At 63.8% G+C, this 12,027-nt stretch carries 9 protein-coding genes; 1 reads left to right on the top strand and 8 read right to left on the bottom strand.

Annotated elements, in window-relative coordinates; all coding sequences use genetic code 11:
* The first annotated feature begins 7 nt into the window (after positions 1 to 7).
* On the top strand, positions 8 to 1,036 hold the full coding sequence (gene dmpG / locus ACM6I6_RS01305; protein ID WP_274074675.1) for a 4-hydroxy-2-oxovalerate aldolase: 1,029 nt from the start codon (positions 8 to 10) through the stop codon (positions 1,034 to 1,036).
* Positions 1,037 to 1,184: 148 nt separating this feature from the next.
* Here dmpG and ACM6I6_RS01300 read toward each other — a convergent pair whose 3' ends face one another.
* From ACM6I6_RS01300 to ACM6I6_RS01265, 8 genes are all read right to left on the bottom strand, one after another.
* The gene (locus ACM6I6_RS01300; RefSeq protein WP_274074674.1) at positions 1,185 to 2,018 is read right to left on the bottom strand and encodes an SDR family NAD(P)-dependent oxidoreductase; all 834 of its coding nucleotides are present in this window, start codon (positions 2,016 to 2,018) and stop codon (positions 1,185 to 1,187) included.
* A 12-nt stretch (positions 2,019 to 2,030) separates the two neighbouring features.
* Positions 2,031 to 2,798: an SDR family oxidoreductase gene (locus ACM6I6_RS01295; protein WP_274074673.1), complete on the bottom strand. Its 768-nt coding sequence runs from the start codon at positions 2,796 to 2,798 to the stop codon at positions 2,031 to 2,033.
* 133 nt (positions 2,799 to 2,931) lie between these two features.
* On the bottom strand, positions 2,932 to 4,167 hold the full coding sequence (locus ACM6I6_RS01290; protein ID WP_274074672.1) for a helix-turn-helix transcriptional regulator: 1,236 nt from the start codon (positions 4,165 to 4,167) through the stop codon (positions 2,932 to 2,934).
* 148 nt (positions 4,168 to 4,315) lie between these two features.
* Positions 4,316 to 6,748 (bottom strand): efflux RND transporter permease subunit, encoded by a 2,433-nt coding sequence (locus ACM6I6_RS01285; RefSeq protein ID WP_274074671.1) that lies wholly within the window; start codon positions 6,746 to 6,748, stop codon positions 4,316 to 4,318.
* A gap of 15 nt (positions 6,749 to 6,763) precedes the next feature.
* Positions 6,764 to 7,750 carry a WD40/YVTN/BNR-like repeat-containing protein gene (locus tag ACM6I6_RS01280; protein WP_274074670.1) on the bottom strand — a complete coding sequence of 329 codons (987 nt, stop codon included), beginning with the start codon at positions 7,748 to 7,750 and terminating at the stop codon, positions 6,764 to 6,766.
* A gap of 324 nt (positions 7,751 to 8,074) precedes the next feature.
* Positions 8,075 to 9,025 carry an OB-fold domain-containing protein gene (locus ACM6I6_RS01275; protein WP_274074669.1) on the bottom strand — a complete coding sequence of 317 codons (951 nt, stop codon included), beginning with the start codon at positions 9,023 to 9,025 and terminating at the stop codon, positions 8,075 to 8,077.
* A 4-nt stretch (positions 9,026 to 9,029) separates the two neighbouring features.
* Complete coding sequence (locus ACM6I6_RS01270) at positions 9,030 to 10,241, bottom strand: thiolase family protein (protein WP_274074668.1); 1,212 nt, start codon at positions 10,239 to 10,241, stop codon at positions 9,030 to 9,032.
* A 93-nt stretch (positions 10,242 to 10,334) separates the two neighbouring features.
* Positions 10,335 to 12,002, bottom strand: coding sequence for a DUF1302 domain-containing protein (locus tag ACM6I6_RS01265; RefSeq protein ID WP_274074667.1), 1,668 nt, complete (start codon positions 12,000 to 12,002; stop codon positions 10,335 to 10,337).
* Positions 12,003 to 12,027 lie beyond the last annotated feature (25 nt).

Raw genomic sequence — 12,027 nt, 5'->3', positions numbered from 1 at the left:
GCCGACCATGGATCTTCGCGGCAAAAGCATCACCGTTCACGACATGTGCCTGCGCGACGGCATGCACCCCAAGCGCCACCAGATCAGCCTGCAACAGATGAAAGAGATCGCCTGCGGCCTCGACGATGCCGGCGTTCCGCTGATCGAAGTCACCCACGGCGACGGCCTGGGCGGCAGTTCGGTGAACTACGGTTTCCCGGCCCACACTGACGAGGAGTATCTGTCGGCGGTGATCCCGCTGATGAAAAAGGCCAAGGTCTCTGCCCTGCTGCTGCCGGGGATCGGCACCGTCGATCACCTGAAAATGGCCCATGAATTGGGGGTCAACACCATTCGCGTGGCCACCCATTGCACCGAGGCTGACGTCAGCGAGCAGCACATTTCCCACGCCCGCGGCCTGGGCATGGACACTGTCGGCTTCCTGATGATGGCCCACATGAACAACCCTGAAGGCCTGGTCAAGCAGGGCTTGCTGATGGAAAGCTACGGCGCCAACTGCATCTACCTGACCGACTCGGCGGGTTACCTGCTGCCCCACGACGTCAGCGCCCGTGTGGCGGCGATGCGCGCGGCCCTCAAGCCGGAAACCGAGATCGGTTTCCATGGCCACCACAATCTGTCGATGGGCGTGTCCAACTCCATCGCCGCGATCGCCGCCGGGGCCAACCGCATCGACGCCGCCTGCGCGGGCCTCGGTGCCGGTGCCGGCAACACGCCGATGGAAGTGCTGGTGGCGGTATGTGACCGCATGGGCATCGACACCGGCGTCAGTGTGTTCGGTATCCAGGACGTGGCCGAAGACCTGGTGGTGCCGATCATGGACTTCCCGATCCGCAGCGACCGCGATGCCCTGACCATGGGTTACGCCGGGGTCTACGGTTCGTTCCTGCTGTTCGCCAAGCGCGCCGAGAAGAAGTACGGCGTGTCGGCCCGGGAGATCCTCGTTGAAATGGGTCGCCGCGGCATGGTCGGCGGTCAGGAGGACATGATCGAGGACACCGCCATGACCCTGGCCCGGCAGCGGCGGCAGGCATAAGACCCTGCTGGCAGATCCACCGCTTTCGCGAGCAAGCCCGCTCCCACATTTGATTCGCGGCGCACGACACAAACCTCCTGTGGGAGCGGGCTTGCTCGCGAAGAGGCCATGCCAGTCACCCTCCAGGGCGACTGGCACACCGCTTTCGTCAACGCCAATCGGCGACGATGCCGTGCTCCAACGCAAACGGCTGCGCCGCAATGGTCCGCCGCTGAAACCCCGGTGCCTGTTCGTCTGTAGCCAGCCACAACATCACCGCCGCCGGTACATGGGGCGGCGCACTGCCGGCGCGTAAGGCAATCAGCCCCTTGTCGCCGATGGTGGCCTTGAGCGATTCGGTGGTCACCACGCCCGGATTGAGGGTATAGGCGCGCACGCCAGCCTCGCCCAGTTCCGTGCTCAATACCCCGGACAACCGCGACACCGCCGCCTTGCCCGCGCCATAGGCGTAACCCCAGCCACCCTTGCCCGCCGCCACCGGTGGGTCGCTTTCGCCGGCGCCGGAGGTGACGTTGATCACCACCCCGCCACCGCGGGTCACCATGTGTTCGGCCACCGCCCGGGTCAGCAGGAACGGGGTGAGGATGTAGCCCTTGAACATCCGCTCCAGGGTCTGGGCCTGCAGGTCCATGAACTCGGCGTTGAGGTCGCTGCCCTGGTAGATCGCATTGTTGATCAGCACGTCGATGCGCCCGTACTCGGCCAGCACCGCCTGGCAGGCATGCAGCGCCGAATCGCTGTCGAGCAGGTCCATCGGCACTACGAGCACCCGGCAACCGAGCTCGCGCAAGGTCTGGGCAGTGCCGTTGAGGCTACCGGCCAGCGGTGCTCCCGCGGCATCGCGCAGGGCATGCTCATGTTGTTCGCCCTCGTTGAGGGTACGGGCGCTGATCGCCAGGTCGAAACCGGCGCGGGCGAACGCCAGCGCCGCCTCGCGACCGATGCCACGGCTGGCGCCGGTGATGAATGCCACCTTGTTCATGCAAGTTCCTTTTTAGAAGCGTGGGGCGCGGACCATGGCGTCCATGCCGCCGTCGACGAACACGACGCTGCCATGGACAAAAGATGCCTGGGGCGATTGCAGGAAGGCTACCACTGCGGCAATTTCTTCAGGGTGCCCAGCGCGGCCCAGGGGCGCGACGAAATCGCGGGTCGCCTGGCCAAATCGGGCATCGTCCAGCGAGGCCTGGTGCAACGGGGTTTCTACCGCGCCCGGCGCCACCACGTTCAATCGCAGGCCCAGCTTTCCCCAGCTCACCGCCAGGCTGCGCACATGCTGGCTGATGGCATATTTGGAGGCGGCATAAGCGACGTGAGGCTGGCCGAGGGTGTTGGCCAAAACCAGCGCCTGGGCCTCATCGCCAGCGATCATCGCTTCGATCTGCGGTTGGCCGTCGGGGCCCGAATGGGTCGCCGCAACGGAACCGATCACCAGCGCCGCCGGTTGTTGGCCCTTGGCCAACGCCCCTTGCAGGCCGTCGAGCAACTGGCTGACGCCGAAGTAATTGACCGCCAGAATCAGGCCGCAGTTTGGCGCGGTGACACCGACGCCGGCGCAGCAGACCAACCCGTCGAGGACCCCGCCGCTGAGTTCAAGCACTTGCCCGATGGCGGCGTCGCGCCCTTGGGCGGTGGACAGGTCGGCGATGACTTCGGCGTTGCTGCGATCGATCCCGATGACCTGGTGGCCGGCGGCGCGCAGGGCGGCGGATACGGCGGCGCCGATTCCCGAGGCACTGCCGGTGATGGCTGTAATTGGCATGGTGGTTCTCCGTGATGGGTCCGCCCAGTATCGACAGGGCGATCACGGGACGGCATCGTCCGTGCGGACTAAAATCAAGCGGCGTCAACGACCGCGCCGCAGGGCAGGATGGCCCGGCGGCGGGTCTGCAGGCTCAGGCCTGGCGATAGATCGGCACGGCCAGTTGCAGCGGGGGCACCTTGATTTTCTCGGTCATTTTCAACGCCAGTTGCGGCTTGCCCAAGGCCACCACGCTGTTGAGCATGATGCGCACCAGTTCGGTCTGGCGCCGCACGCCGGTCTTGGAGAAGATCGAGCGCAAGTGCGCCCGCGCAGTGTTACGGCGGATATTCAGGACCTCGGCCGCTTCCTCAAGGGACAAACCGTTGGCCAGCTCCATGGCCAGGGCGGTTTCGGCCTTGGTCAGGTTGAACAGCTGCTTGGTCACCACTTCGCTGGCCAGGGATTTGCTCGAGGCATCGCGGATGTACACCAGCGCCGCCGGCTGGCCCTTCTCCTCGGCCCAGTCCAGGGACGGAATCGATTCGACCACCACGCCAAGGTTGACCAGCCCCGACGGCCGCGTTACCGACATGGCCTCGGCGCTTTTCGGCGCGTCCGGGCAGAATGCGCCGCGAATCAGGCGCTGCAATTCACGGTTGTCGCTGGGATACGTCGCTTCCAGGCGCCCGCCCACCAGTTTCAAGCCGTCGGAGCGGGCCAGGATTTCCTGGGCCACCGGGTTGATCTGCAACACGCTGCCGCTCTCGTCGAGCACCAGGGTCGCCACCGATAAGCGGCTGATGGCCTGGGAGTACAACTCACTCAGCGATTCGCTGCGATCCAGCAGGTTATGCAACTGCGAGGCACGCCTCAGGTGTGGCAGGAAACTGGCGCACACTGCCCGGTCATGGGCCGAGAAGTTGGGAGCCCGTTTCGGGCGGGTTATGCGAAAGCGCAGCTTGCCCCCGTCCGGGGTTGAAATGTCGGCCAGCATCAGGTGGTACACGTCATGGGGCTCGCAGAATGTCTTGAAGTAGCCGTTCTGCTCCCACTGTGAGGAACTCATGATGTCGTCCACGGTGAATACGTGGTCCAGCGGCTGATTGGAGAAAGGCGAATTGGTTTGCGGGTAGGTCATGTAGCAGACATCGCCGGCACCTTCGATGTCGCCGACGATGATCATCACACCGACATCGGGTTGATCCGGCACCCGCAGGATCAGGGTGACGAAGTTGGCATCGTAGAGTTTGAGAAAGCTCCTGAGGGCCGTGGCCATCAGTTTCGGATCGAGGGCGCCTTCGTAGATTTCGCCCACCAACTGGTTGTAGCGCACGAGGTCGAGGCCAAGACTGGCCAGGGCTTCATGGGTCAAGTCAGCGTTCTGCATAGTCTTATCTCGCTCGGGTAAGGACTGCGCCCTTCCCTTGTTATTTTTATAATTTCGGCCGGGGGAACCCTGGGTTCCCCCCTCTCGACTGCTACTTGCCTGCCAGTTTTCACTAGCGCCTGCGGACTCCACAATAGGTCCGGCAGGTTTATTTTTCGTGCGCGGTATCACGCGCCGCCGGGCTGTTTTTCAGGCGGAACTGCCCTTGTGCCGGCGCAGGCGCGTGTACCCGTTCAGTCACCAGTGGGCGCCCGCGATTGAACCAGGCGGCCAATGCCGGCAGGAGGAAAATCGCTCCCAGCACGTTGACCAGGAACATGAACGACAACAGCACACCCATGTCGGCCTGAAACTTCAGCGGTGCGAACGCCCAGGTGCAGACGCCGATCGACATGGTCACGGCCGTGAACACCGCCGCAGTACCGCGTTGGCACATGGCCTCGTAGAACGCCTCCCGCAGGTTGGCGCCGCGCAGCATCTCGTGCTGGATACGTTCGTACAGGTAAATGCCGTAGTCGACGCCCACGCCCACCCCCAACGCCATCACCGGCAAGGTTGCGACTTTCAGGCCGATCCCGAGCATTGTCATCAGCGCGTTGCACAGGATCGCGACAATCGCCAGCGGCACCAGAATGCACAGCACCGCGCGGATCGACAAGAAGGTCAGCCAGCAAAACAATGCCACCGATCCGAATAATGCGCCGAGCATGATCACTTCGGCGCGCTTGACCGCCTCGTTGGAGGCCGCCATCACCCCGACGTTGCCGCCGGCCAGGAGGAATTCGACTTGCGGCGAGCTGACTTCGGCAATGATCCGCTTGGCTTCGGCGATCGCATGGCTGACGGTGCTGCCTTCGTGATCGGCCAGGAACACCAGGATCTGCATCTGCTGGCAACCGTCGGTAACCAGTCCGTCATCCGGCATATAGGCCCGCGCGCCCTGGCTCAGGCCCCTGGGCGATCCCGGAATCGCCGCCCAGCGCGGGTTGCCTTCGTTATTGCCGGCGATCACCCGCTTGCCCATGTCCGCCACACTCTGGATCGACTGCACGCCGGTGACCGTGCGCATGCGGAAATCGAAAGCTTCCACCGCACGCATCACATCCGGCGACAGGCAACCTTCTTCGACGCCATTGACCTGGACGAACACCGACATCACATCAAGCCCGATGGAGTAGCTGCTGATGATCCTGGCGTTGTCCTGGTTGTAGCGCGAATCGGCCCGCAGCTCCGGCGCACCGGCGCCAATGTCGCCCACCGCCAGGTCGCGGGCCTTGTAGGCCCCGGCCGCCAGCAGCAACAGGCTGACCACAAACACCCCCAGGGCCGGCCCCGGTTCGGCCAGCGCCGACAGGCGCCACCACAGGCGGTGCCTGCCCGCCGGACGCGATTGCGCCCGACGCAACAGCGCAGGTTCCAGGCGCAAGTACGAAATGATCACCGGCAGCATCAGTTTGTTGGTGATGATCATCAACATCACGCCGATGCAGGCCGTCACCCCCAGTTCGTGAACGATGGGAATGTCGATCAACATGATCACCGCGAAGCCCAGGGCGTTCATCAGCAAGGCCAGGGAACCGGGGATGAAGATCTTGCAGAACGCCGATCGCGCCGCGTCCTTCGATGTACTGCCGGCCAGCACGTCCTGCTTCCAGGCGTTGGTCATCTGCACCGCATGGGACACGCCGATGGAGAAGATCAGGAACGGCACCAGGATCGACATCGGATCGATACCCAGGCCCAGCAGCGGCAACAGGCCGAGCAACCAGACCACCGGCAGCAACGCCACCACCAGCGCCACCACCGTCAGGCGCAGGGAGCGCGAATACAGCCACAGCAGCAACCCGGTAATGACGAAGGCCACCACAAAGAAGCCGATCACCGTGTTCAGCCCTTCGACCACATCCCCCACCAGCTTGGCGAAGCCGACGATGTTGATCTCGATATCCGCGCTGTTGTATTTGGCTCGGATGTCTTCCAGGCGCTTGGCGATCTCGACATAGGACACCGGCTGGCCGGTCTTGGGGTCGATGTCCTGCAGGTCGGCGCGGACCATGGCCGACTTGAGGTCGTTGGCCACCAGGCGACCGACCTGTCCGGAGGCAGCGGTGTTGCTGCGCACCTGCGCCAGGTCCTCCGGGGTGCCGGCGAAGCGCGGTGGCACCACCACGTCGCCGAAGAAACCTTCCTCGGTGATTTCGATGTAGCGCACGTTGGCGGTGAACAGCGACGTCACACTGGGGCGGCTGACCCCGGAGATGAAAAACACGTCGTCGGTGACTTTGCGCAGGGTCTCGAGGTACTCGGTGTTGTAAATGTCACCCTCGCCCTTCCAGCGTACGCTCACCAGGAAGCGGTTGGCGCCGGTGAAGTAATGGCTGAACTTGAGGAAGTTGATCATGAAGTCATGACGTACCGGGATCTGTTTGTTGAAGCCCGGATCCAGTTGCGTGTGGGTGGCGCTGTAGCCCAGGCCCAGCGTTACCAGAACGAATAGCAACAGCAGTCCCTTGCGCCAGGCCATCAGGTAGTCCGCGCACGTTTCGACGCAGCGCGTCACCCAGTGTTTACCTTGATTCATTGCCCCGCCTCTCATTTACTGGGTGGCCTGTGTGGCCACTAGGGCAGCGACGCTGCCACTTGAACCCTGCAATACGCCGCGCTCGCCACCGACCAGCAGCCGCGAGCCGACCATCGTCGCCGAGGTCAACGTACCGAGGCCGGCCAGGCGTCCGACGCCGACCAGCGCACCCTGTGCATCCAGGCGCACCACCGAGCTGCCGGCACCGACGATCACCAGGCCCGATTGGTCGGGCAGCAATGCATGGCCATACAACGGCAGTTGATTGCCGACCTTGACCTGGGTCCAGCTATCGCCGAAGTCGTGGCTGACGAACACGTGCCCGCGCATGCCATAGGTCACCCAGTCCTTCGCGCTCAAGCGCACGATGCCGAACAGCGAGCCGCTGTAGAACGCCGGCAAGCTCTGCCAGTGCTGGCCGGCGTCGGTAGTGCGCAGGACCAGGCCCTGCTCGCCCACCAGCATGCGCCGGCCATCGTCGCCACCGGCCATGCTGTTGAGGTGGGCGTTGTCGATGTCCAGGGATTGCGGCGTCCAGGTCTTCCCGGCGTCAGCCGATTGATAGAACTTGCCGAAGCTGCCGAACGCCATGACGCTGTCGCCACCGCCGGTCCAGATACCCAGCAGCGGTTCGCCCAGGTCGCTGTCGTAGCGCATTTCCTGCCAGTTGCTGCCGGCATCCTCGGAACGCAGGATCCAGCCGTCATGCCCGACGGCCAGCAAGCGCTTGTCGTCCAGTGCCACCACGGCGGTCAGGGTGGCGTTGCGCTGGGTGGCGACGCTCGCAGGCTGCCAGCTGACGCCCTGGTCATCGCTGAGCAGGACGCTGCCCCGCTCGCCCACGGCGACCACGCGCGCGCCAAGATTGAGCAGGCCGTTGATCTGCACACGGTCCGGGCGCGTGGCCAGCAGTTCCGCTTGCGGTGGGGATTTGGGGGAGAAGGTGTAGCCAATGGTCAAGGCGACCACCAGGCAAACCGCGTAGCCGATCACCGAGCGCATGGGCAGCGCTCCTGCTCGGGGTTGGCGTGGATAAGGCAAGTCATAGGGCCGATCCTCTTGTTTTTGTCACGCGCCAGGGCATGCGAGGCAATCGAGATGGGCGTTGCCTCTGGGGCAATAGTCGGCGCAAGGGAGGGGGGGCACATCGTCCAAATGGCTTATGCAATGGCGGGAATGGCGTGGGGTGGGATGTTGTGTTCGGCGCAGGACAACTGTGGGAGCGAGCTTGCTCGCGATGGGGCCATACCTGCCTGCATCATTGCCGACTGGTCTACGGATGCCATCGCCGGCAAGCCGGCTCCTACAGGGGATCTTCGGCGGGAATCAGGCCATGTACAGGATCACCAAATCGTTGATCACCGACGGCCGGTCCTGGCCCACCACATGGATGTTGAGCTCCAGGGTCAGTTGGGTACCACGGGCGAGGATTTCGACTTTTTTCACCCGCGCCCGCGAATGGATGCGCGAGCCGGCCGGTACCGGCGCCGGGAAGCGCAGGCGGTCGGAGCCGTAGTTGATCTGGGTGCTGAAACCGCTGATCTCGAAGCCCAGCGCCAGTTTCATCCGCGACTGCAGCACCTGTACCAGCGCGCCATGGGCGATGGTGCCGCCGAACGGGCTTTGCAGGCGCGCCCGCTCCGGATCGGTATGGATCCAGTAATCGTCGCCCGACAATTGGGCGAAGGCGTCGATCAGTGCCTGGTCGACCACCACCACGTTGCTCCAGTCACTGAACTGCTCGCTGACCAACTCTTGCAGGGCCGGGCCATCGTTGAGGTCAATCTGCCGGGCGACAGGCTGTTGCGAGGTCGCAGGTTCCGGTTCACTGTCCTGCGCAGGCAGCGGCTCAAATGCTGCTGCCTCCTTGTCCACGCCAGTAAAGCGCAGCAGGCGATTGCCCTTGGCGTCGACTTCGGCAAACACCGGCCGCAAGGGCATGCCGATGCGGATCTCGGTTTCGTCGAGGCCGACCAGGTTGGTGTTGATGCGCACCCCTTCGGCCAGTTCGACCACCGCCAGTTTCTGCGGCATCTCATCGATGAAGTCGGGCAAGGTGGCGATGCGCGTCACGGTGTAGCTGTACAGCGTTGCGGCGCCGTCGACTTCGCGCCAGGCCAGGTCATGCTCCAGGCATACCGGGCAATGCCGACGCGGGTAGAAGTTCCAGTGCGCACAGGCGTTGCATTGCTGGATCAGCAGGCGGCGAGCCTTCAGGCCCTCCCAGAAGGGCGCGGAAATCGGCGTCGCAACCGGCATCGGTTTGTTGTTGGACATGTGCTTATGCTCCCTGAAGTATCAATGCGCCCTGCTCGCTCATCACGCCACCGGTGCCGGAGACGTAGACGCTGTCGCAGCGGCCCAGTTGGCGTTCACCGGCGGTGCCGGCGATCTGCGTCACCGCCTCGATCACCTGGCTCATGCCACCGGCGGAGGCCGACTGGCCGAAACTGAGCTGCCCGCCATGGGTGTTCATCGGGAAATCGCCACGCCAGGTCAGGTCGTGTTCGCGCACGAACGCCATACCCTCGCCCTTGCCGCAGAAACCGGCATCTTCCAGGGTGAGCAACGTGGTGATGGTGTAGCAGTCGTAGATCTGCGCGGCATCGACGTCCTTGGGCTTGAGCCCGGCCATGGCAAAGGCCCGCTGCGAAGCCGGGCCGATGGGCGTGTGCAGCATGTCCTCGGCATAGGACGGCGACTTGAATGCCAGGTGTTCGCCAAACCCGGTAATGAACGCCGGACGCTTGCGCGCCCTCGCCGCCACTTCCTTGCTGGTGATAATCAGCGCGGCACCACCGGCCACCGGCATGACGATTTCCAGGACGTGCAACGGGTCGGCGACCATTTTGCTGGCCAGCACCTGCTCAATGGTCAACGGCTGGCCATAGAACATCGCTTGCGGGTTGGCCAGGGCGTTGGTGCGCTGGTCGACGGCGATCTTGGCCATCGCCCGCTGGTCATAGTCGTACTGCGCGGCATAACGCTGGGCGATCATGGCGTAGCCGGTGTTCTGGCCCATGTGCCCGTATGGCAGGTCGAATTCGGCTTCGGGCGCACCGAATGCCGTGCTGTGCCCACCAAAGCGCATGGAGCGGGCCATCCAGCCAGGATCCTCGTCGGGGCCAAATGGCGCCATGCGCGCGGGGATGACGCACAGCACGGCCTGGCACAACCCCAGTTCGATGGCGGCGGCGGCGCGCCAGACCATGCCCACCGAGGTACAGCCACCCAGGTCCACCACTTCGGCGAAGTTCAGGCGCAGGCCCAGGTACTCGGCAGCCATAGCCGGTACGAACACCGAGGCTTCATGAAAATGCGGGCCGTTGATCACCAGCCCGTCGAGGTCCGAGGCCTTGAGCCCGGCATCGCGCAGCGCCTGGGCCGCGAGGTCGGCGACTTGTTCAAGGTGAAACATCTTGGGTGCGGTGGAGTACTTCTCCGGTTTGTACTGTGCGCTGCCAACAATGGCCGCATGCCCCTTGAGCCCCATAGTGCCTCCATGCCGAAGCGTTACGCTGCGGCTTTTTCCAGGTTGTATTTGAGGTCCGGGCGCCATCGAGCGCCGCGGAGCTTGAGTGGTCGGTCAGAAGGTGTATTTCATCGAGAACGTGGCGTAGTCGCGGTCGGCGAACGGACGGTCGATCGCATCGGCTTCACCCAGGTAGGCGATGTATCTCAAGCCGAGTTCCAGGTTGCCCAGGTACTTGAAGGTCGTGCCCGCGCTCAGGCGTCGGTCGCCGGCGACGCCGGAGATGCTTCCGGCCATTGGCGTGGAGCCGCTGAAGACGTTGGAGAAGCTGAGGGGGACTTCCAGATCCCAGCCTTGGAAAACTCCCGGATAACTGAACGATGCGCCCACGGTGTAGGCACTTGAAGACTTGGTGCGGTAACCCGCGGCTGTGCTGTAGGTATAGTCATCGGAAGGAGCCACCAGGGGTGCCAGGGAAGGTAACAGGTTGACGCCTTGCAGGTTGGGCGCCGCCGAAGTGGACTCGACGCTGTCGACCTGCACGCGGATGATTTCGGCAGTCAGGCTGGTCTGGCTGGCCCACGGGCGATCGCCGAGGATTCGGATCGCCGACAACTGCATCTGCTGGCCCTTGCCCTTGGCCGGCACCGCGCCGAGGCCGGTATTGACCATCACCGGCGCCCCGTCGCGGTACGACCATTCGGCGCCGACCTGGGTGTCGCCAATCTTGGTCGAGGCGCTGATACCGGTCAGCTTGATGTCTTCGAAATACTTGATCTCGTAACCATTGCTGACGAAGGCGTTGCGGCCACCGCCCACTGGCAGCGGGTCGTAGCCGACCAGGGCGGTGGCCGGGTTCTTGTCGTGGTAGTTGACGTGAAACAGCGACAGCTCGAGGGCCGGTACCGGGCGGTAGCGCATCTGCACGCCCCACTGACCACCATCACTCGGCTTGTCGGTGCCACGGTAGGCGATCTTCTGGCCGTTGGCGTAGATAAACTCGCGACCTGGCCCAACCACGTCGCTTCCCGACAGGTAGCTGCCCACCGGCGGCAGTTCCGTGCCCTTCCATTCGTATTGCACGTAGGCACCGAAGGTCAGTTGGGGGTTCAGTCGGAACGAGCCGGAGAACTGGCCCACCGGCAACAGGACTTCCTTGACCTCGACACCCGGCTGCGACGCTTTTACCGCGTCGGAAGGGTTTTGTACGCCGTTCACACCCGGGTAGAACAGACTCTCGCCCCAGGATTCGATGTGCCGCCCGGCCTTGACGTCGAGCATGGTGTCGTTGTCAAAGCGCCAGCCGCTGAACACATAGACGTCCAGCAGTTTGCTGCGGCCGCCACTGTAGTAGCGGGTGTCACTGGTGAACTCGTCGTTGTCGCCGTTCTTGTTCACAGTGGCAGGCGAGTCGTTATCGTTCTTGCGGTGGTAGACGTCGTCGTAGAAGGTACTGCCGCGCACCACGGCGCCGTAGTTGTCCTTGCGCAGGATCATTTCCGCCAGCGCACCCACGCGGTTGGTGGTCAGGCTGCCACTGTCGAAGTTGCGGTTGGCATCGTCGGCGTTGACCGTCAGCAAGCGATCGCTCTGACTGCCAGTGCGCACACCGATGCCGTAGCTGGTGGTCACCGACCAGTCGATGGTCGCGCCATTGTCGAACTCGATCGTATCGCCCGCCCACACCGGTGTTGACACCAGCGCAATGGCCGCCGCCAGGCTGGTGAGCTCAAACGCACGCGAACCGATGACCGTGGAGTTATTGTTGTTCTTGTTGATCACACTGACTCTCCTCAATGACAACCGG

The organism is Pseudomonas sp. IT-P218 (assembly GCF_949767605.1).
Classification (GTDB): domain Bacteria; phylum Pseudomonadota; class Gammaproteobacteria; order Pseudomonadales; family Pseudomonadaceae; genus Aquipseudomonas; species Aquipseudomonas putida_AE.
Note: the sequence above shows the minus strand (reverse complement) of the source record. Positions and strands in the feature narration are given on the sequence as shown.

Coding starts and splice junctions, on each gene's coding strand:
- dmpG (WP_274074675.1), top strand. CDS start 8: ATGGATCTTCGCGGCAAAAGCATCACCGTTCACGACATGTGCCTGCGC.
- ACM6I6_RS01300 (WP_274074674.1), bottom strand. CDS start 2,018: ATGAACAAGGTGGCATTCATCACCGGCGCCAGCCGTGGCATCGGTCGC.
- ACM6I6_RS01285 (WP_274074671.1), bottom strand. CDS start 6,748: ATGAATCAAGGTAAACACTGGGTGACGCGCTGCGTCGAAACGTGCGCG.
- ACM6I6_RS01290 (WP_274074672.1), bottom strand. CDS start 4,167: ATGCAGAACGCTGACTTGACCCATGAAGCCCTGGCCAGTCTTGGCCTC.
- ACM6I6_RS01270 (WP_274074668.1), bottom strand. CDS start 10,241: ATGGGGCTCAAGGGGCATGCGGCCATTGTTGGCAGCGCACAGTACAAA.
- ACM6I6_RS01295 (WP_274074673.1), bottom strand. CDS start 2,798: ATGCCAATTACAGCCATCACCGGCAGTGCCTCGGGAATCGGCGCCGCC.
- ACM6I6_RS01280 (WP_274074670.1), bottom strand. CDS start 7,750: ATGCGCTCGGTGATCGGCTACGCGGTTTGCCTGGTGGTCGCCTTGACC.
- ACM6I6_RS01275 (WP_274074669.1), bottom strand. CDS start 9,025: ATGTCCAACAACAAACCGATGCCGGTTGCGACGCCGATTTCCGCGCCC.